22 protein-coding genes and 1 pseudogene are annotated in these 20,400 nt (G+C 49.4%); 1 reads left to right on the top strand and 22 read right to left on the bottom strand.

Annotated elements, in window-relative coordinates:
• Nucleotides 1-440: 440 nt before the first annotated feature.
• From murD to E1757_RS32865, 22 genes and pseudogenes are all read right to left on the bottom strand, one after another.
• Nucleotides 441-1,772 carry a UDP-N-acetylmuramoyl-L-alanine--D-glutamate ligase gene (gene murD / locus E1757_RS32970; protein WP_133236277.1) on the bottom strand — a complete coding sequence of 444 codons (1,332 nt, stop codon included), beginning with the start codon at nucleotides 1,770-1,772 and terminating at the stop codon, nucleotides 441-443.
• A 423-nt stretch (nucleotides 1,773-2,195) separates the two neighbouring features.
• A complete protein-coding gene (locus E1757_RS32965) occupies nucleotides 2,196-2,663 on the bottom strand; it encodes a hypothetical protein (protein ID WP_133236275.1) in 468 nt (155 codons plus the stop codon).
• A gap of 4 nt (nucleotides 2,664-2,667) precedes the next feature.
• On the bottom strand, nucleotides 2,668-3,495 hold the full coding sequence (locus tag E1757_RS32960) for an HAD-IIA family hydrolase (protein ID WP_165972386.1): 828 nt from the start codon (nucleotides 3,493-3,495) through the stop codon (nucleotides 2,668-2,670).
• Between the two features lie 392 nt (nucleotides 3,496-3,887).
• Complete coding sequence (locus E1757_RS32955) at nucleotides 3,888-4,430, bottom strand: AAA family ATPase (RefSeq protein WP_133236271.1); 543 nt, start codon at nucleotides 4,428-4,430, stop codon at nucleotides 3,888-3,890.
• A gap of 7 nt (nucleotides 4,431-4,437) precedes the next feature.
• The gene (locus E1757_RS32950) at nucleotides 4,438-5,628 is read right to left on the bottom strand and encodes an MFS transporter (RefSeq protein ID WP_133236269.1); all 1,191 of its coding nucleotides are present in this window, start codon (nucleotides 5,626-5,628) and stop codon (nucleotides 4,438-4,440) included.
• Nucleotides 5,629-5,701: 73 nt separating this feature from the next.
• Nucleotides 5,702-6,100, bottom strand: coding sequence for a VOC family protein (locus E1757_RS32945; RefSeq protein ID WP_133236267.1), 399 nt, complete (start codon nucleotides 6,098-6,100; stop codon nucleotides 5,702-5,704).
• Nucleotides 6,101-6,271: 171 nt separating this feature from the next.
• Nucleotides 6,272-6,613 carry a DUF1801 domain-containing protein gene (locus E1757_RS32940; RefSeq protein ID WP_133236265.1) on the bottom strand — a complete coding sequence of 114 codons (342 nt, stop codon included), beginning with the start codon at nucleotides 6,611-6,613 and terminating at the stop codon, nucleotides 6,272-6,274.
• Between the two features lie 37 nt (nucleotides 6,614-6,650).
• Nucleotides 6,651-7,073, bottom strand: a complete 423-nt coding sequence (locus tag E1757_RS32935; protein ID WP_246079690.1) for a YciI family protein — start codon at nucleotides 7,071-7,073, stop codon at nucleotides 6,651-6,653.
• Nucleotides 7,074-7,196: 123 nt separating this feature from the next.
• Nucleotides 7,197-8,462: an RNA polymerase sigma factor gene (locus E1757_RS32930; RefSeq protein WP_133236261.1), complete on the bottom strand. Its 1,266-nt coding sequence runs from the start codon at nucleotides 8,460-8,462 to the stop codon at nucleotides 7,197-7,199.
• Nucleotides 8,459-8,893: a YciI family protein gene (locus E1757_RS32925; protein ID WP_133236259.1), complete on the bottom strand. Its 435-nt coding sequence runs from the start codon at nucleotides 8,891-8,893 to the stop codon at nucleotides 8,459-8,461. Before E1757_RS32925 ends, E1757_RS32930 begins: the two co-directional genes overlap by 4 nt.
• A 115-nt stretch (nucleotides 8,894-9,008) precedes the next feature.
• Nucleotides 9,009-9,662, bottom strand: coding sequence for a DUF998 domain-containing protein (locus E1757_RS32920; protein ID WP_133236257.1), 654 nt, complete (start codon nucleotides 9,660-9,662; stop codon nucleotides 9,009-9,011).
• Between the two features lie 103 nt (nucleotides 9,663-9,765).
• On the bottom strand, nucleotides 9,766-10,578 hold the full coding sequence (locus tag E1757_RS32915; protein ID WP_133236255.1) for an alpha/beta fold hydrolase: 813 nt from the start codon (nucleotides 10,576-10,578) through the stop codon (nucleotides 9,766-9,768).
• Between the two features lie 270 nt (nucleotides 10,579-10,848).
• Nucleotides 10,849-11,421: a dihydrofolate reductase family protein gene (locus tag E1757_RS32910; RefSeq protein ID WP_133236253.1), complete on the bottom strand. Its 573-nt coding sequence runs from the start codon at nucleotides 11,419-11,421 to the stop codon at nucleotides 10,849-10,851.
• A 247-nt stretch (nucleotides 11,422-11,668) separates the two neighbouring features.
• Nucleotides 11,669-12,832 (bottom strand): MFS transporter, encoded by a 1,164-nt coding sequence (locus E1757_RS32905; protein WP_165972385.1) that lies wholly within the window; start codon nucleotides 12,830-12,832, stop codon nucleotides 11,669-11,671.
• Between the two features lie 71 nt (nucleotides 12,833-12,903).
• The gene (locus tag E1757_RS32900; protein WP_133236249.1) at nucleotides 12,904-13,482 is read right to left on the bottom strand and encodes a TetR/AcrR family transcriptional regulator; all 579 of its coding nucleotides are present in this window, start codon (nucleotides 13,480-13,482) and stop codon (nucleotides 12,904-12,906) included.
• A 26-nt stretch (nucleotides 13,483-13,508) separates the two neighbouring features.
• The gene (locus E1757_RS32895) at nucleotides 13,509-14,339 is read right to left on the bottom strand and encodes an SDR family NAD(P)-dependent oxidoreductase (RefSeq protein WP_133236247.1); all 831 of its coding nucleotides are present in this window, start codon (nucleotides 14,337-14,339) and stop codon (nucleotides 13,509-13,511) included.
• Nucleotides 14,340-14,586: 247 nt separating this feature from the next.
• The gene (locus tag E1757_RS32890; protein WP_246079689.1) at nucleotides 14,587-15,057 is read right to left on the bottom strand and encodes an SDR family oxidoreductase; all 471 of its coding nucleotides are present in this window, start codon (nucleotides 15,055-15,057) and stop codon (nucleotides 14,587-14,589) included.
• Between the two features lie 31 nt (nucleotides 15,058-15,088).
• Nucleotides 15,089-15,427: pseudogene (locus E1757_RS32885) on the bottom strand (Tn3 family transposase); the annotation flags it as partial.
• A 208-nt stretch (nucleotides 15,428-15,635) separates the two neighbouring features.
• Complete coding sequence (locus E1757_RS32880) at nucleotides 15,636-16,052, bottom strand: sugar O-acetyltransferase (protein WP_133236242.1); 417 nt, start codon at nucleotides 16,050-16,052, stop codon at nucleotides 15,636-15,638.
• A 269-nt stretch (nucleotides 16,053-16,321) separates the two neighbouring features.
• A complete protein-coding gene (locus E1757_RS32875) occupies nucleotides 16,322-17,053 on the bottom strand; it encodes a class I SAM-dependent methyltransferase (protein WP_165972384.1) in 732 nt (243 codons plus the stop codon).
• Nucleotides 17,054-17,320: 267 nt separating this feature from the next.
• Nucleotides 17,321-17,800 (bottom strand): DinB family protein, encoded by a 480-nt coding sequence (locus tag E1757_RS32870; RefSeq protein ID WP_133236238.1) that lies wholly within the window; start codon nucleotides 17,798-17,800, stop codon nucleotides 17,321-17,323.
• Nucleotides 17,801-18,012: 212 nt separating this feature from the next.
• On the bottom strand, nucleotides 18,013-18,732 hold the full coding sequence (locus E1757_RS32865; protein WP_133236236.1) for a DUF981 family protein: 720 nt from the start codon (nucleotides 18,730-18,732) through the stop codon (nucleotides 18,013-18,015).
• A 594-nt stretch (nucleotides 18,733-19,326) separates the two neighbouring features.
• Between E1757_RS32865 and E1757_RS32860 the strand changes: the two genes are divergently transcribed.
• Nucleotides 19,327-20,373 carry a YeiH family protein gene (locus tag E1757_RS32860; RefSeq protein WP_133236234.1) on the top strand — a complete coding sequence of 349 codons (1,047 nt, stop codon included), beginning with the start codon at nucleotides 19,327-19,329 and terminating at the stop codon, nucleotides 20,371-20,373.
• The last annotated feature ends 27 nt before the right edge of the window (nucleotides 20,374-20,400 follow it).

Genomic DNA, 20,400 nt, shown 5'->3' with positions numbered 1-20,400 from the left:
TTGCCGTTTTGAAAATCGTCAGGTTTTAAAAAATAAGTTTTAGACTGTGACATCGAGTGAGTCCTCAAAATAGAATCAAATCAGATATTAAGTATTAGACTGAGAAGCATCGAGCTGCTGCTGGCAATCGTGACTGGCTTCCGATCGCTTACCGAGTCTAATACTTTTTTTTCTTAATCTACAACTATATTTTCCTAGTTTATCACTTTATTTTTCAGTCTAATACTTTATTTTCTTCTGACACCACACACTGGTTGTAGAAAATGCCTATAGTTAAACTATCCTACTCGTTTAATAAACCATAGAGGAGCTGCCACCCGGCAAGCTCCTCCACTATCGTACCAGTAATGAATAAATTCGATCGGTTCCTTTTAAGAACCATCTATAAATGAAAATGCATTATGGCAATCAGGTTTTCCCAGCAAACGCCCATGTCTTGTTTAATCTTTTCCTTCTGACCGGTGCAGCGACCCGACCAGTTCTACAAAGTGACGCCCACGCTCTTCAAAGTTACGGTATTGGTCAAACGCAGTGCATGCAGGACTCAGCAGTACAGTGTCGCCCGGTTCGGCCAGCTTATGCGCCTGCGCCACTGCATCGGCTAGGCCTTCGCAGCGGACAATAGGCGGGCAACTCGTAACTCTACGCGCCGCAGCCTCGATTTGACTGGCCGCTTCGCCGATCAACAGTAGCACCTTGACATGATCGGGCAGTAGCCTGGCCATCTCGTCAAACGGTACTTTCTTATCTCGCCCGCCGGCGATCAGTAGAACTCGGCCCACATGCGCGTGCAGTGTGGCGACGGTACGGGCGGGGCTAGAGCCGATTGAATTGTTGTAATAATGCACGCCTCTCACAGTTGCCACCCACTGGTTTCGGTGCTCCACGCTGACGAAGTTGCGCACCGTCTCCAGGATTGCCTCATCCGACACGGTCCCCCGCACAGCGTTCATGGCAGCCATTACGTTTTCCACGTTGTACCACCCCGGCAAACGAATGTCACTGATAGGTATCAGACCGTCGATGACCCCATCGTGGACAGTGTGGGCGCCGAAATACTTGGTCCGCCCCAGCCCGCGCAGAGCGGCGGTCGCTGGATTATCGCCGTTTAAGACGGCAAAGTCGTTAGCAGTCTGAAAATCCAACAGGCGGCGTTTGGAGGCGGTATATTCATCCATGTCGCGGTGCCAGTCGAGGTGATTGGGTGAGAGGTTGGTGATCACTGCCACATGGGGAGAGCGCGTCATGTCCATCAGCTGGAAACTAGACAACTCGACCGCGCACGCATCCAGCGGCGACATCTCACCCACGCGCGTCAGCAGTGGCGTGCCAATGTTGCCGCCCAGATGTACCGTACGTCCCCCGTCAGCCAGCATGTCTGCAATCAGCGATGTGGTGGTGGTTTTACCGTCCGAACCGGTCACGCCAAAAATTGGACAAGGACACAGAGAAAAAAACTCCTCCATCTCACTGGTCACACGGCTGCCGCTAGCGCGGGCAGAGTCCAGCGCCGGATGGTCTGGACGCATGCCCGGAGTTCGAAACACCACGTCGCCCCCAACGCGATTCAAATAATTCTCACCTAGGCGCAACTCGACGCCTAGATCGTCCCACTCCTCCCTGGGCAGGGCCGGATTACGGTCGCGCACGGTGACTCGCGCCCCGGCTGAGCACAGCATTCGGATTAGAGGTGAATTGCTGATGCCGGCGCCGATGACGGTCACGTCTTTACCGGCCAGCGATTGGATATAGGTATCAAAAGCAGGATTCATAAACACCTCCGCTTAGAAAATGTCATTAAATAAAATGTACCATAAATTGGAACTATCCTGCCAGTTAGTTTAGCGATGCCGTCAGTCTACTACTTTATTATTTCAGTCTGCAACATTATTATCTAGTCTAAAACTTTATTATTTACGGACAACAAGAAAACCGCGATTTCAAAGCAAATAATGAGATATTGTATTCCGAACAAACATTCGAGATATTCAAGATATTTACATTACTACCGTTCATATTTTTTCTTAATGCAGCCCTTGATTTCCACGTTATGTAACCATCGTCGGGAATGGGATAATGTTCTTGTCAATTTCGGGAATGGGATAAAGTTCTTGTCATTGAAATTTGACAAGAACTTTATCCCATAACACAAAAAAGCCGCGATTTACGCGGCACTTAATGAGATAATGTTCTTGTCACCCGACAGTTGGTTGGTTGTTGTTGTTCCCACTGCTGCTGCTGCGACACATGACAAGAACCTTATCCCATAAATGACAAGAACCTTTTTCTAGCTCTATATTTCTTGATTCTTTTTTTGTGACTATCTGGACAACTTGTTGCTTATATACATTGGATTTGTGATTAAAGAACATCTTGGAATCCAGGTTCCCCTGCGTGGCGCCATTCACCGCGTCGCCGGTCAACGCGACGCAATCGACCGCATGCTCATCGGCGTATGCGAGCGCCCGTTCGAAACGGTGCCGGGTATCGAGCGCGTCGAGGCCGTATGCGCGAATCGACTCGACAAGCGCGCCCGCACCCCGATCGTCCGTCTCGTTCATATGGCAGTCCGTCAGGTGAAAAATCGTCAGCGGACGCGCCAGTCCCTCCACTTCGATGATCGCCTGCTTGTCGCTTGAAACGAGAAGATGATTGAACTTCATTGCCTCAGCCTCCTAATAAGTGATGGATGTCCGGCAAATGCCGAACGATCAGGTCCGCGTCCGGATGCGAGCTTGCCGAAGATGCGACTGCCGATTCGTCCAGCCCGCTAAGCCACGCCGTAAGCATGCCGGCCCGCTTGCCCCCGACGATGTCGGTGCCGTAATTGTCCCCAACCATGACACAGTTGCCAGCCTGCCAACCGCCTAGCTCAAGCGCGTACCGAAACAGATGGGGTTCCGGCTTGCCCGCGAATTCCGCGCGCGCACCGACGGCTGCTTCGATCGCCGCCACAAGCGCGCCGGTCTCAGGTACGCTCGCCCCGCCCGACCCGGGATGGGATCGGTCGGCGTTAGCGGCGATCAGCTTCGCTCCCCGCTTAATGTCGCGGACCAGCCGAGCCAGCTTCGCATACGCGAACGCCCGGTCCAGGCCGACGACGACCGCCTCGGGGCAAGCCTCGTCGTCTATGCCGACAACTTCGTGTCCTGCAGCCGCCAGGGCGGCGCGAAGCGCATCGCTTCCCGCCGCCTTGACCCGCAGCGAGCCGTAGCGCTCCCGCGCATACCGTCCGACGCCTTCGGTCGCCGCCACGACGTCTTCCGCTTCCGCCGCAAGGCCCAGCCCGCGCAGCTTCGCTGCGATCTCGGCCGCAGAATGCCGGGAATTGTTGGTGACGTACGCCACCCGCTTGCCCGCGGCTCGCAGCCGCGCCACGACTTCCCGCGCCCCCGGCGCGACGGCGTCTCCGAAGTGAATGCTGCCGTCCAGGTCGAAGAACCAGGCGTTGGCCCGCCACAGCAGTTCCTCCACCGTTTCGTTTTTTGACCGCAACCGCCCGTTCCCTCCCTCCCCTTCAACTGAGGGTTTCACGCAAAAAAAGCCCCGAACGACGGCAAATAGAGCCGCGATTCGGATCGCGTTCCGTTTGCCGTCTAGAGCTTTCTCTCGTCCTTCACCCTAAACAATCACCCTCATTATGGCATAAGATGCGGAGCTTGGCAATGGGGCCAGCGCGAGCGAAGGGCAATCGCTTACGGATTTGTTGGTATTTGAAGAACTTTGAGTAAACAATTGGGATCCAGTGCGCAGATTTTGAGTTTGGTTCTCATGCTTCCCTTGCGAGATGTCTCTTAGATAGCCAGGAAAGAAGACCGTCCCTTCCTTTCATCATGTTCCGTTTTCGGTACAAATCCTTCCTCAAAGGTACATATAGTCATTTATATTCAAACAAAAGCTTCCGACCATGCTTTCTGCCAAATCTGCTCCACGGTTTCCCCGGCGGATAGATCCGATGAGTCAAGCCACATACCGATCTTAGGCGTTTCTTCGCGCAATCTGCGGTCAAGCTCAGCTACCGTCCACAAACCGTACCCTTTTTTCGGTCGAGCTGCTTCCCTGCTTGCTATCACTTCCTGATTTGGCGTCAGCACAACAACGTACAACGGACGATTTCGAATAAACGCTACGGTTTCCTGAAGCATGGAACCCATAATAACATCCTGTATCACGACGTTAAACCCCGCTTCAAAGTAAGCATCTGCGGCAGCAGCGGTAATTTGGTGACGTAAGCGAAGCTGATTGATCGCTTCTCCTTCCGAGTCCGGCAACATTTCCTCTCTTCCGCTCACGATCATCCTTCGGAATGTATCTCCGCGCAAATGAACGCCTTTATCAAATTTTTCAGCAAGCAGTTGAGCGACCGTCGACTTTCCCGAGGCCATAACCCCAGTGATCACAAAAATCCCTCTTTTTTCCTGTGTAAGCATAGCTATCTCACCTTTCTTTGATCGATTGAATGTTGAAACTGAAGAACGCCGCGATTAAAAAAATGAAACTTGCCGTAACGTATACGACAAACAAAGATGTTGCATTCAAGAACATTCCGGAAATCGAAGATCCGATAAGCAGGGAGCCTGTAAACACGGGAGAGATCATACCGTTCATCCGACCGATATAAGCACCTTCCACGGCTGTAAGCATAAATGAGGACAGGAAGGTCTGGACCAGAGCGATGGCGATCCCCATCAAAAATCGCACGAATCCAGTCAACCACGGCCAGATCGACCACACTTCGATCATCGTCAATCCTCCTAGAAGAAAGAGACTGTAAATAACCCCTTTATTCCCGGAAATAGAGCGAACGAAAATACCTGCGCAAATTCCGCCTGAAAGCATTCCCAAGCCCATGGATCCCGTCAGCCACTGAACATTTTCTACGGGCAGTTGCAAACGGTCTCGGACCAGAAAAATTTCCACAGGCTTTAATAGCCCTTCCCCTAGCGCTACTAATGCAAAAATGATTAGAAAGAAACCCAAATGTCGGTTCTTCTGCAAATACCTAAAACCCTCTGTAAACTCGGATGAAAAAGAAGACCGATCCCTCCTTTCTTCATGTACTGATTTCGGTAAAAAACTCAGACATAAGGCGGAAAGTAAAAACAGGATCAACAAGCTGCCAATTGATGCCTCCAGTCCGAATCTGTTGAAAACAACCGTTCCTAAAGCGGGACCGCCGATCAGAAATAAAGACTTCTGCGTCTGAGATACAGCCATGACCGTAGAAATTAGCTTCTCGGGAACGTGCTGCTTGATGATTATTGCCGCAGAAGGCTGAGAAAATTGCGAGACAATAGAGGATATGGCCCCCGTCACAAAGACGGCTTGCCAATATCCCATACGGATACCTGCCATGATCAGGAGAATAGATAAAAAGCTGAACAATTCCCCGTAAATCATAGTCGCCTTGGGACGCCAGCGATCCGCCAGCACTCCACCTACAATGGAAAAAATAAAAATTGGTGCATACTGCACAACGGTTAGCATAGAAACGGCCAACGGATTGCCGCCTGTCAGATCCATCACAAAAAACAGCAATGTCATATTTCGGATCCATACCCCAGCGGATTGCAATATACTTGAAATGGTAAGCTTAATAAATACAGAGTTAGTTATTAGTTGTTTCATATCCTTCCTCAACGATACACTGAATGTGATCTCATTCTTCTTGTAGATCGAGAATGACAGTATAGAAATTAGATTAAACTTGCTGCGAGATCTTCCAGTTGATCCCGTACTTGTCTACGACCTCGCCATAGTGCGCTCCCCAAGGCCCCATTTCCAACGGATACGTCTGCGTACCGCCCTCTGCGAGGTTGGCATAAGCTTGCCTTGCCGCTTCCAGATCACTGAAGGTCAGTCCGAAGGCGATACTACCCTCCGTGCCGACGTGATCGAAGGCTTCGGACAGAAACAGCACGTTCCCCCCGGCTACTGACAGCACCATGTGCATCACTTTGTCCTTGATCTCCTCAGCGGCTTCAGGCAGTTGACCGTGTGTCATCACGGATTGAACCTCGCCGCCCAATGCTTGGATGTAAAACTCGGCTTGTGCTCTTGCGTCTGTCGAAACGATGTACGGAGTTAACTTTGCATTCATTGGAATCTTCCTCTCATGGTTTGATTTGTGCCAGGATTACAGATGATTTATTCATTCCGAGATCCGGCATCTATAAGGACGACGAACGCAGGACAAGAAAATCGACATGTCTGCAAAAGAATATTTCAATTTCCGATGTCTATCGGGACTTTACTCGCGGCGCCTTTACAACTAAAGTGAGCTAGAAGCCTGACTTAGCAGCGATACTAATTGTTCTGAATCAAACGTCTCCCCTTTGCGCAGCTTCAATGTTTTTCTTTCCGGAGGACCGTCGAACATGCCTCCCGGGAACGTTAACTCTGAACAATTAAAAATGGTAAAACTAACCGTTTCCTTCGCTATCGAGATAGCCGCGGCATATTTTCCATTTTTCAAAAAGTGAGGCTTCTTATACTGAATACGTTCATGTACATTGGGAATCGCTTGGTGGACCACTTCACGCAGACTGACGGTAACTTCCTTGTGCCACGCTTCTTTTAACGCCTCGATAAAATCGGTTACTTCCTGATTCATTCTTCATACGCTCCTTTAAAGTTGAAAGTTATAATCACTATAATCTTCTTAGCATGTGGAGATGATCTTGCAAATCAGCTTCCATGGTCTGCATGCCAGATTGCGACAGGGAATTCGCATTCTCTTCCAGCCCTCGTATTTCAATCGTACACTCGCGGCCCGCTGGAACCGGCATCCGAAGTGCCCATTTCAAAGCCTCGTTCTCCGACCTTACATCGATCACCGTATATTCCGCAACGAGCTCCTGATCTACCGGAAAAGGGCCGGCCTGTATCTCCGGCTCCCCGCCTGCCAACGGATAACATATCCTCATTCCGCTGGAACTGGGGCGAAGCTCTTCGGCGGCTAGAAGCGCACCGACTCTGGCCAAAGACTTCTTGTAAGCCATCATCGCATCGGTGTGTTCCTGGCTGTGATAGACCCCAGCCTCCGAGTACCCGGTCGCCTTGATTATCAACATAAATCGCAATTGGGTTTCCTCCTTCTGTGGGAAGCTGACTTGAGACAGCAGCCCGCAGCTGCTATCCCCTTCCCTACTAACACGACGAACGGGAAACCCCGTCATCGACATAAGGAGAAAATATTATTGGGATGTGCCCAACCCGCATTCCGTTGCCCGTTGAAGCAAAAGTTCCCGCTCCCGGGTATTTCGGGTCATCGATGCAGCGCGTTCAAATTCTGTTCGGGCTTCATCGTACCGCCCCAGTTTCGCAAGAAGATCGCCGCGAACGCTTGGAAGCAAGTGGTATCCCGTTAAAGAAGGTTCGGTATTCAACTCGTCGACGATCTGCAGCCCGAAGGACGGACCGAAAGCCATGGATATGGCAACCGCACGGTTTAATTCAACGATGAGCGAAGGCGCCTTCCTCGCAAGTGCTTCGTAAAGGGCCGCAATGCGAATCCAATCAGTCTCAGCTTCGGAACTCGCCTGGGCATGACAAGCGGAAATCGCAGCCTGAAGCGAGTAAGGCCCAAGCGGCTGTCCCAGCTTCCGGCTGCGCTCCAGCGCCGCCAAGCCGCGGCGGATCAGCAGTTGATCCCACTTCGCACGGTTCTGATCCATGAGAAGGACGGGTTCTCCGCTCGCGTTAACGCGAGTTTTCAACCGCGAAGCTTGAATTTCCATGAGAGCAACCAGGCCGTGAACTTCCGGTTCATCAGGCGCAATTTCAGCAAGAATGCGTCCCAGCCTAAGCGCCTCCTGACATAGCAGCGGCCGAATCCAGTGTTCTCCGGAAGTTGCGGAATACCCTTCATTAAACATTAGGTAAATGACCTCTAGCACGGGGGACATGCGGTCTTTCAGTTCCTCCCCTGCAGGTACCTCAAAAGGGACCTTCTCGGCGCTGAGGGTCCTCTTGGCCCGGACAATCCGCTGGGCGACCGTGGACTCGGCAGCGAGAAAAGAACGTGCGATTTCATCCGTGGTAAGCCCGCACAACAAGCGCAGCGTCAGGGCCACCCGAGCATCCTGCGATAACACCGGATGGCAGGTCATAAAGATCAGACGAAGGAGATCGTCGCCGATCTCTCCGTCTAAAGTAAGGGCCAAGTCGTCCTCCGTATACAAATCCGTCGTGTGGGCAACTTCTACATACTTCTGATCGCGCAGCTTATTCCTACGCATAAAATCGATCGCGCGCCGCTTCGCTGTTGTCATCAGCCAGGCACCCGGATTGTCCGGAATGCCGGTCTCCGGCCATCGTTCAAGGGCAATCACCAAGGCATCCTGGGCCAGATCTTCCGCGAGACCCACGTCCCTTACCATTCGTGTCAGTCCCGCGATAAGCTTCGCCGATTCCATTCGCCATATGGCATCAATGGTTCGATGTGTCTGGAACGAATTCATGCTTTTTTCTGCTCATTGACTTGCTTGCGAAGGGCCGTTTCCTTGGCCAGCGTTTCGGGATTCTCCATGAGGTCCTCCGCTTCGAACACCTGTCTGAGCTCAATCTCACCCTGTCCAAATCCATGCGGATCCGGCATACGCAGTGCCCATTCGATCGCTTCTTCCCTCGATTTGACCTCAATCAGCGTATATCCGGCAATCAACTCTTTTGCCTCCGTAAACGGACCATCCATCATTTTAGGCTTGCCCCCGGGCTCCGGATAAGAAATCCGGATTGCGTTTGTACTAGGCTGCAGTCCATCCGCCGCCAGCAGCACGCCGGCCTTGACCAATTCCTCGTTATACTTCTGCATGGCATCAATCAAATCTTGGCTAGGTATGACTCCCGCCTCCGAATCGGTTGTGGCTTTGACAATCAACATAAATCTCATAGATTGGTCCCTCCTCATTTTATGGCGAAGCTTTCTTATTTGTTTAAAAAATCAACGATATAATTCACAATGTTATGAATCAAGTAGCAAAATTCACTCTTCACTCTTCGTGAACCTAAACCTGAAGAGCTTCAGCACGTAATCTAGCGGAAAGAACCGAAACCCAACCGAAAGCAACAATTCCGGCGCACCCCATGATAACGCCAATCCAACTAGCGATACTCGAGCCAATAACGATAAGCACAGGCGCAAGAATACAAGTTGCAATACAATAGATACTCCAACCACGTTCGCCTTGGGTAGCAAACCGACGTCCAAAGACAATGCTTGCTGCAATTAGACAAATAAATGCTGTAAAGAACGCCACGGAATGAAGCCCTGCATGGCCGCTCATCGATGCCGGCATTTCCGCAGGGGCACCTGAGGGAAAGCTGAGGCCAGGATCCGGGCGAAACATACCTGCCATGATCATGCCAATCCCATAGATCCCAAAGAGCAACGAACCCCACGTGCCTCCCATACGCCCTCGAAGTAAACGTCGCACTCCAATCGCTGCACATACAGCAAGCAATCCTGTAAGGAAGAAATTAGCGCTTTGAATCCATCCCATATCCCCCAACGTAAGGGTACTGATGGCGTGTCGCCTGATATCGAATCCTGTACGTGTAAACGATTGAATAATGGCTACTACGAAGAAAAGAGGTGCTGAAACAACCCCGCCCATCAGAAGCAGACGAATCGCCCTCGTATTCCGCTTGTTTGTAAACATAATAATCTTCTTCCCCTCTCATTGTCCAACTTATTATCTAGTATCTCCGGTCGTAATTGCTGTTTTAGAAGTGAGGTTTAAATAACCCTTTACTTGCCGCAGCTTAGCGATTGCCCATAAAGAATGCTGCAAGCTCCGATGAGATCTTTTGGGTATCGAGTTTTTTGGTATGACCAAGTCCCTTTTTACTCAGCAGCCTTGCATTGGGAAGGTTTCCCGCCAGTGCATGGGCACCATGACGCAACGCAATCGGACTCTCCGTTCCTTCGATCACAAGGGTTGGCATCGTAACCGCATCCCACAATTTTTCAGGCAAGGCCTTTCCATCCATATATCCATCGAGCAAGGCCGCGTCGTAAGGAAGCGTATGGGCTACAGCCATGAGCTTGGACCACACGCCTGGCATCACGCGCATCAAGCTGACCACAAATGAAGGCGCACCCATCCCCTTGGTCATAAAATACTCAATGGCCTCGCCCCGGCGATTCGCGGATATAAGCTCTGAAACCCGCTTGACGAAATCTTCTGGCGGCTTGTGACCCGCATCATCGACTACTAAAGGCGGTTCATGCAAAGCGAGTTTCTTAATATTAGCCCCTGCCGCCGCTGTCTGCAGAGCCAGAACCGCGCCAGATGACAATCCCCAAACATAGGCCGAGCCACCGGCTTCATCAATCATGGCCTGAAGATCTTCCATCTCGCGTTCGATGGTGTAACACGGTGTATCTCCGCTATCGCCTCGGCCGCGGCGGTCGTAATTGTAGACCGTGAAATGCTCTGACAACAAATGAGCCAACTGCACTTGTCCAGGGAATTTGCGATAGCTGAACGCGCCCGCGACCAGAATAAGTGACGGTCCCTGGCCAACTTTATCATAGGCAATCTTTGTACCGTCCTTCGAAGTTACTGTGTGCATCGTATGTCTCCTTTTCAGTTAAACCTGATTTTAATTTAAGCCTCTATTTAGACGACGAACCGATAACGGCGAATTCGACACACTCGCAAATTTTTTTATGGTACCGTATGCCCCCGTATTCTCCTTATCAGTCATTGCGAATGATATTACTGGATCATCCAACGTGTCGAGCCATGATCCTCATCTGAATGGGCAAAAAGACGTCTCCATCTCCACTTACGCAACGATGATGGAGACGTCTTTGGTTGAATGAATCATATGGCTTTGTTGTTAATGGCCTATCTCGGGCTGGTAGATGTGAATCGCGACACCTGATCTTAGCGTTTTGGCGTCCATGAGGCGCATAGCAGCCTTCTCGCTTCCCTCTCTGAACAGCCGTTGTCCGCGACCTAAGATTACAGGGTGGACCCAGAGCCGGTATTCGTCGATGAGATGATGCTTCATCAGCGTTTGTGCAAGATCGCCGCTGCCTACGACCAGCAAGTCTCCTCTGAACTCCTGCTTGAGCTTCGCTGCTTCTTCGACCACGTCGCCATGGATGATAGTGGCATTCCAATCCGCATGGCTCAGGGTTCTCGAAGCCACGAACTTCGACATACCGTTCATCCGATCGGCCAGCCCCCGCATGCCGGTCGCTGACGGCCATGTTGCCGCGAAGCTCTCGTAAGTTTTACGCCCCAGAAGAAGCGCTTCAACCGCGTGGGCCTGCTCGACAATGAGTGCCAGGTGCTCCTCGCCAACATATGACCGCTGCCAGCCCCCATACTCAAATTCATAGAGATCGCCAGGTGCCTGCATGACTCCATCCAACGTAATGAATTGCTGCATGATGATTTTTCCCATTGTTATATCCGTCCTTTCGTGTCGTGCGGTCGATTCCAAAACGCTGCGTATCTCCCGAATGTCCTTCATTCAAGGTCAGCTGAACTTCGCCGCTATAAAGACTACGAACGAGAGAAGGGCAAATCGACATCCGTGCCATTCTTTTTGTGACAATCTTGAATATAGTGATATAAACGACCTCAACCCATACTCGGCTTGTTGAGTGATCGTCCCGTTTCAGGTTAATCGATTCCTTTATGAGGCTGCATTAGGCTTCTTTTAGTGATTTACTTTTTAATGAAAACGAGTAAAATACGGTAAACATGCCGATCACAATACTAATTGCTCCAATCCAGCCCAAATTCATGACTGATGTTTGGTTTACCACCCATCCGCCTGCACCGGCTCCAATAGCTATTCCAAGTTGAAGCACGGAATTGTTCAAACTGAGTACCAAACCGGAGGAGTTCGGAGAAAGCGACACAAGATAGTACTGCTGTGCAGGCGTTGTCATATAGGCAGATCCTATCCAAACGGCAAGGATCACTATGGCCCCTATAAATGTTATTCCCACCCAAGGAAGTGCCGCTAGCGACACAGCGTGGAGCAGCAGACTGACAAGCAGAGTCCGGTAAATCCCCCACCGGTCAGCGCCGTATCCCCCGATACGCGAACCTATTACTGCAAATATTCCGCATATGAATAGAGCTGCGCTGATCTGTGTCGTAGTGAGGCTTGCAGCCTCCTGTAGAAAGGGGGAGATATAGGTAAATAGTAATTGATACCCTATGACCCAAAAAAACGTAATGAATAATCCGCTAATGATTCGGCGATCCCGCAATACCGCAAGCTGAGTTTTTAACGAAACCGATTCCTGACTTTCCATTTTGGGAACGGATGCAGCAATCCCGATGATTGAAAACAGGGCTAAAATATTGATACACATAAAGACTAAACGCCATCCCCAATATTCTCCTATTAAAGTCCCAAGCGGAACGCCGACGACCAAGGCCGTGCTTGCACCAGTGATAATAATGCCGATAGCACTGCCCCGCCTCTCAGGCGCTGCTATACTTGCTCCTACAGTCAAAGCGACTACTGTAAACACACCGGCACTCGCCGCCTGAACAATTCTGGAAACCATGAGAATGGTGAAATTAGGGCTGAAGAAGGCAAGCAAATTACCGATGACGAAAACAAAAAAAGTAAGTAGAAGAAGGTTTTTCCTTTCCATCCTTGAAGTCAGCGATAGCAGAATGGGCGATCCAGCCGCAATGACAATCGCATAGACGGTCACCAATTGCCCGGCCATACCTACGGACACATTCGTATCCTGTGCGATCATTCCCAGAATACCCGCTACAACAATTTCGACAGATGCCATGACAAATACGCAAAAGGCAAGTAAATAAAGGACCAAGTTTTTGTTCATTTTCAATCTTCCTTTATCCATCGTGTTATTGAACAATCATTAAAAAATAAAGAAAAAAAGGGGACCGTCTTTCAATCGAATATCGAAAGAGTGACCTCAACGATGTCCTCCAGAACAGTCATATCCGCTACTGTCTTGGCAGTAACCATCAATCCCCCTTGCGCATTGTTCAAATATCGCGCAAGCGCCATAAGATCCTGATAGCGCTCATTGATTTCTTCCTGTTCCTTGGCTCGGGTCAATGCAAGGTAATAAGCGCGTTCAAGACGGATTCTTTCCTTTTCTATAAAATCGGCAATCTCGGAGTCATGCGGTGCGAGTTCCACGCAAGTATTGTTTATGAAGCATCCCCTCGTTCGATCCGAATGGGCAAGACTTGCCAGCAAATCACGGAACACTTGAGTGATGGCTTCTTTTCCCGAAGGCGTATGTTCGAGCGTATGAACCACCGTACTTTGATTGACATAATGCTTGAGCGCCGCGAAGAACAAGTCGCGTTTGCCCCCAAAAGTATTGTAAAGACTTTGCGCCTTGATTCCCACATGATTCACCAATTCTTGCATGGACGCACCTTCATAACCATACTTCCAGAAATAATCCATGGCTTTGGAAAGAACCTCTGTCGTATCGAACTCTCTGGGTCTGGCCACTATGTTCCCTCCTCGTACAAACAACTTTAAGTCAATGTGACAAGCAATTCCCGGGTGACGTCATAGAGCCGCTTTGAGGCGTCCTTGTCAAAGGACTTGTGCTCCACGCTGATCCGCTTGCCTTCCACGAAAGCGCTCAGCGGCTCGGGCGGCGGAGCGTTGATAATAACGACAATCGGTTCGATGCTCTCCACCACTGGCTTCCCGAATTTCTTCATCGCCACGATGTGAGCCGCCGTTGGCTCATCGTACTCGCCGGAGAAACTGGTAGACGTTGTGCCCGGGTGGAATAGAACGTATCGGATTCGGCCCGCTCCGTGCTTGCCAGCGAAGGAGACACCGAGCAGGTCGTTCAACTTGCCGCCTTGGGTCAACGCCGTGCCTCCGTTGTAGCCCTGCTCAAGCCCGAGATCGTTCCAGTGGATCACGGATAGGTCGGCTCCAGGCCCGGCCACATTCATGATAATCGGGTTGTCGGCCTTCTCCAACGACTCGACCAGACCGTGACTGAGGAGAAAACGGCTGAGGTAGAACAACGCAAAATTGTCCTCGAACCCTTCCGCCGTTTCCAACCGTGTCGTACGATAATGCCGCGCGCAAAGTACGAGCGCGTCCACCACAGAGAATTTCGACTTGATCTCCTCGATAACCTTCTTGTTCTCGCTGACCAGGCTCAGGTCTGCTTGGATGAAATAAGCCCTCGTGCCAGCGTCAATTTCGTTGGCAGCTTCGATGAACGCCTTTCCCTTCTCCTTATTACGGCCGATGACGATGATGTTATCCCCTCGGATTAGATAAGTAAGCGCGAGCGCCTTACCTATCCCGTCGGTTCCGCCTGAAATCACAATATTCTTCACTTGGCACCTCCTTTACCAAGTAGCTTACCAGTTTTTTAACGAACATTCAATAATCAACAAGAAAAAGTTCATCAAAGAGCAAGTAGCGCAACAAGCACCAAATCATACGTGAACGATTGTCATTATTTTTAGCTAACACTATTTAATTCTCGTTCTATATAAGTTGAATTAATGATCTGAAGTTCACCTGATTCCATCCTAATGCAGAGTCGATCGATTATTTTCAGGGGCCGGACTGTTTGTAATCTTACAAATGCGATCCGCCAGTTCCATCGATTAGTTGTCCCGTTACCCATCGCCCATCAGGTGAATCCGTGAAGGCGACGATATCCGCGATATCCGAAGGCTCGCCGATGCGTCCAAGCGCCGCCATCTCTATGGCAGACTTGCGCCCATCGGGTGTGTGCAGCCATGAAGCGTTTACGTCGGTATCGATTATGCCGGGCATGACTGCGTTCACAGTAATCCCCATGGACCCAGTAGCTGAGCTAGGTGTAGGGTGAATGTATTTAGTGCGCCTTTGGTTAGATTGTAGGCCATGATATGCGGAAAGGCAATTCGTGTCACTCACTCCGGATGAGATATTGATAATGCGGCCTCCGTCTCGAAGACGTCCGAGCGATTGTTGGACGAGGAAGAACGGCGCCTTGACGTTGACTGCGATCAGACGATCAAAGTCCTCTTCGCATGTCTCTTCAAATGACGGGGATGTGCCGATGCCGGCATTGTTGACTAAGATATCGAATTGGTTCCGTTGCCTGTGTCAAATAAACCGTATTCCATACACTGATTGCATTGATGAGGATATTTAATACGCTGGCACGTTGGAGCTGATCCTGCAGTGCGCGTTCACGCAGCTCGCCGTGTTTGCCAAAAAAGATCGCTCTGGCCAATGCGTTCATCGCTTCTCCTTTGTTCAAACCCCGATTGATCTTCCGCCGCATCGCTTCGCTTGAAATGTAGTCCAGGATGAAGATCGTTTTTTCGATTCGTCCCATTTCACGGAGCGCGATTGCTAAACGGTTTTGACGAGCATAAGATCCGAGTTTCCCCATAATCAGCGAAGCCGAAACCGTTCCTTCCCGAATACGGGTACAGCCGAGATACGTGTAAAAATAGATCATAGGCTGGTATTAGTTACCATATTTATTTTCGCATTAGGGGTCACCTCACGTTTACTAAACTCTGCCCGTTTATTTCAACGACCAAGAGCAGGTCGCCGCGGCGCCTGCTCCTGTCATAATCATTTCACTATCGTTCTCCGTTAGCTTAATCCCATCTGTTAAATCATCAATTTTATTCCTCTGTAATCTGCTTGAGCACCTTGGCTGGATTACCTGCGACTATTGTGTTTGCTGGCACATCTTTTGTTACTATTGAACCGGCTGCCACAATGGAATTATCACCTATCGAAACCTCGGGCAGAATTGCGCAGTGCCCACCAATCCAAACATTATTTCCAATCGTAATGGGGATGCCGTAACCAGATTTATTTCGGTCCTTGGGTCCGATATTATGACCAGCCGTGTAGATCCCGACATTCGGTGCTATCATGCAATCATCACCGATACGGACCCCCGCCATATCCAATATGGTGCAATTATAATCGGCATAGAAATTACGTCCAACATGAATGTTGTAACCCAAATCACAATGGAAATTATGCTCAATGCTAATACCTTCACTCACGCTGCCAAACAGTTCTCGAATCAACCGTTCTTTCTCTTGTCCATCCTCAGGGTCGCAGTCATTAAAAGCCTTCCAAGCCTTTGTGCTCGCATGCTTTTCTCCCTCAGTTCATTCGTTCCCCGTTCGTAATAGACCTTCTCTTTTTTTTCTGACATGGGTTCCTCCAGACAAGATGGTTTTTATAAAGTATAAACTATCCGGTATTAGCATCGGAAATGCTCTCGTTACTTCAATGAAACGGGAGCAGCACTACGGCGGTCTACCCACTGTTTTGGTTGAACTATCGTAACCCGTTAGCAGAACGCACGCTTTTGAAACCCGAATAAGATGTAGCACGGAATATGAGCATCCCTGCGATAATTCGGATATTCCTCTACTGTTTTCGGTGAAAGCTGAGGTTCAATCATCCGAACAAGCGAGAAATTCAACGATAACATCCGATTCACGTAGGCGCTCATTGGACGATGAAACATTGGAGCAACCGGTTGATCGATGACGTACTCCGCAAAATATTCGCGAACTTGAATATATCCGTCATGCATAAAACGTTGTCCCCCTTCCTCGAAGCACGGATGGGCAATCGAAAATACGAACAAGCCGCCCTCCCGAAGCGCATTTGCGCATTGCAGAAGCGCGGTTTCGAAGTCCGGAATATCCATTAAAACCATGTTTGCCACGACTGCATCGAAATTTCCCGCGCCATTAAAGCGGCATAAATCGCTGCATACATATTCTATTCCGAGTTGTTCATTTGTTTCCCGTTCGGATGCATATTTATGGAAAGCCGACGCAGGTTCGACCCCTGTGACGCGCGCACCCCGACGAGCCAGCAACCTGGAGAGGTAACCATTTCCGCAGCCTGCATCCAAAATACGCTTGTTTCCTACATGTCCCAAAATGTCAAAAATCGCTGGATTGAGCAAATACCTGCGGGCAAAATCCCCCTCCTCTTCAAATGCAGAAAGCGACTTTTCAGCATTTTGATCCCAAGCGTCTATGACAGTTTCATTCGTTATATCGGACAATACAGCTTCCCCCTCCTTTAGCATATAAATAAGCTCTTTTTAAGATTACCTTAAATATACATATTTTACGACCTGCGCTATTAAGCCTGCCATTACACTTCCAACGATTTTCTGTTCTCGTGTCCAGAGTACGGTTGAATTAGCACGTAAGATAAGTTACTTATAAATTATAGTATCCTCCCAGATAGCTTAATGGGGCCGCCCGATTTTATCCGCGGCGGCCCCATGATTTTGATTACTGCGCTATGTTCCTCGTCGTATTTAAATTTAAACGTGTTTCATCTCTTCAATCTGTATAATGTGACGTCGTTCATGAACCCCGACAAACTGAGCCCACTGCTCTGCACTTAACAGACCATACCTAGGATGGGGTGCACCATGGATTCGAAGAACATCAACATCTACGGATGAAATGAACGACAATAAGAGTTCACGCGATTGGTCCAATTGGTTGCGTGCTTCGTCTAGGTTCTTGAAAAGACCTTTCGGGTATATCGGATCAGGGGCATCTAGTTTGTCCGCTCGGTCCAGAACAGGTTCAAGTGGATTGACTCGGATCTGTTCGGTGAATGGCGGTTTGGACAATGCATCTTTGATGACCCTAAGCGCTACTTGCTCCACTAAAAAGAGATGTTCCAAGACATCCAGAATTGACCAACCGTTACAATCTTGGCGTCTTAATAATTCATCAGGTAGTCCATCAACAGACTTCCAAAGTGCATTGCGCGCCTCTAACACTTGATCCATTTAACAACCGCCTCCTTGTAACAATATTGTACAAGAACAATCGGCTCAGGGAATTGTAAAAATGGAACATATGCTTCCGCCGCGTTATTTCAGAAACATCGAGCCAAGTAAGTTACCTCGTTTCCGGTATTCTCGCGGGGAAAAGCCGGTATACCTCCGGAACGCCTTAAGGGGTCCCGCCAACATTTTAACGAAAATATACGCTAAGCTGCTTACATCGTATTCAAAATCAATCCGATATGCGTGAAATAATTTAATGCGCCAAACAAAGTGAATAAGATTCCCGTTATTGTCCAGCAGAACTTTATAATCGCAAGTACTGCTGGATTTCCTTTTGCCAGCGAGAAGGGAAGAAGAATCGCCCCGAGGCCGGTAAGCGCATAGAGCATCGAAATAAAGGTAGCCTCAAGCATAGGGTAATCCGCGAATCTTCCCGATATAGGTTCTTCGGGCGGCGCCGCAAAAAGTTGATAATACATCCCTGCAATGCCAATTGAAATTAATGCAAGCCCCATAGCTGCTGCAAAATAAGAAAGGGGGTGAACCGCTTCGGCCAAATGTGTCATTAACGATGCCGATTGCTCCTTCGATTCTTTCGCCGCTACTCCCGATTCCAGCGACATTAGGCTGGATCGCCATAGAAATATGGCCCCGGCTAACAACATGACACCAAACGCAAGAGAAGGTTCACCGAATATGATATCATCAAAGGGAAACCCTATTTTGGATAAAGGCCATGTAAGCGTCATGTGCCCGCCTGTTAACGTTAATATGAAGCCTGGGACCGCAAAACCTAAAGCCCATCCTTCCAAGCTTATTCGTTGTCCGCTTCTTAAAAGTCCTCCGAAACGAACCAACATAAGAAGACCTACTCCCGTCGCTACGGACATAATCGTATTGTATACCTGTGTTACGGACCAATCGATATGCATGCTGTTCCTCCAAGAACCACTATTTTAAATTTTAATCATAGTTTGTATAACTTAGTGAGAATTATGCACTTTCAACATGTGAATATAATATTTGGCTGAGTTCAGCGCATTAGTTGCTTAGGAACGTTTGTTCTGATCTTCTTAAGGAAGAACAAAACGTTCGGAGGCGTTGCAAATGGCTTATATTCCGTTGAATGAAATTAAACGATCACTTACGTAATTTATAGCTGAGTGATTTTCGTTGGACCACCAGTACCAGGATATCCAAAAAGAGGCATGTGCTCATTCGGCGTATGTCTCTTTTTCTTATTTCTCTCCTCGCTTTCCTTGATCCCTCTCCTGACGACTCACACTTCCTGCTCGTTTTCCTACGCATACCAATCATAAGTTCTGCTAATGCTTAAGATAGCAGATCGGTATTTCACATCCATTCAGAAGCACTATATAGTGGAAGCATAAAGAGCATGCATGTTCCTTTTCAGATAATATCGCACCAGGTTTGCCCCGTTGTACACGGCTATCATCCCGTCATTCTTCTTAGAGTACAACGTTCACTCACTCGTGCAGGCTAAATCGCAAGGAGTGGATTATAACATGTCAAAGTCACAGGCTCTCGCCGGAGCAAAAAACAAAAAACAGTACCTCGGCTTTTACTTAGGTATTGGCTTAACTTTACTGATCGCCCTCGTTGCCAAATATTTGGCCGGGTTTCCCTTTCTCAGCATTATGGGACAACTCGTTATCGCTATCCTGATCGGAATTGCCTGGCGAGCCACAGTCGGCGTGCCGCAGCAATTGGCTGCCGGCACCAACTACTCCAGCAAAAAACTGCTGCGTCTCGGAATTATTTTGCTCGGGATGCGGCTTAATCTGTTGGATATCGTCGATGCAGGTCCCAAAGTATTTCTCATAGCGGTGATCGTAATTGTCTTTACGCTTTTCGTCGTTTACGGACTGGCTCGTTTGTTTAAAGTCGAACAGCGCTTAAGCATCCTGACCGCTTGTGGAACGGCGATTTGCGGTGCGGCAGCCGTCGTCGCCATTGCCCCGCAAATCAAGGCAAAAGACGATGAAACCGCGATTGGTGCTGCGATGGTCGCAATTTTAGGCACGATTTTTACACTGATCTACACGTTCTTGTATCCTGTATTAGGCTTTTCCCCGATCGGCTATGGCATTTTTTCCGGAGCTACCCTGCATGAAATCGCTCACGTTATTGCCGCTGCTGCACCGGGTGGAAACGATGCCGTGGATATGGCCGTCATCGTCAAGCTGACCCGTGTCGCTCTGCTGGTTCCGGTTGCGATTTTGATCGGCATCTGGGCAAACCGCGCCAGCCTGAAAGAACACGGTGGCAGCACAATAGCGTCGTGGAAGTCGATCCCGATTCCGTGGTTTATTCTTGGCTTCCTCGTCGTCAGCGGCATCAATTCACTTGGCATCATTTCATCTGGAATTGCCGGCGACATCGTCGTCCTCGCTTACATGCTGATCGCGATGGCGATGGCCGGACTTGGTCTGAATGTCGACCTGGTCACATTCCGTCGGCTTGGGATGAAGTCGTTTGTGGCCAGTCTGATCGGCTCTGTATTGCTTTCCGGGCTCGGTTACGGATTGGTTTATCTGTTTGGACTTGCATAAATCAGTCTTTGCAAAGGAGAGAAAGCC

Source organism: Paenibacillus piri, from assembly GCF_004354045.1.
Classification (GTDB): Bacteria; Bacillota; Bacilli; order Paenibacillales; family NBRC-103111; genus Paenibacillus_S; species Paenibacillus_S piri.
Note: the sequence above shows the minus strand (reverse complement) of the source record. Positions and strands in the feature narration are given on the sequence as shown.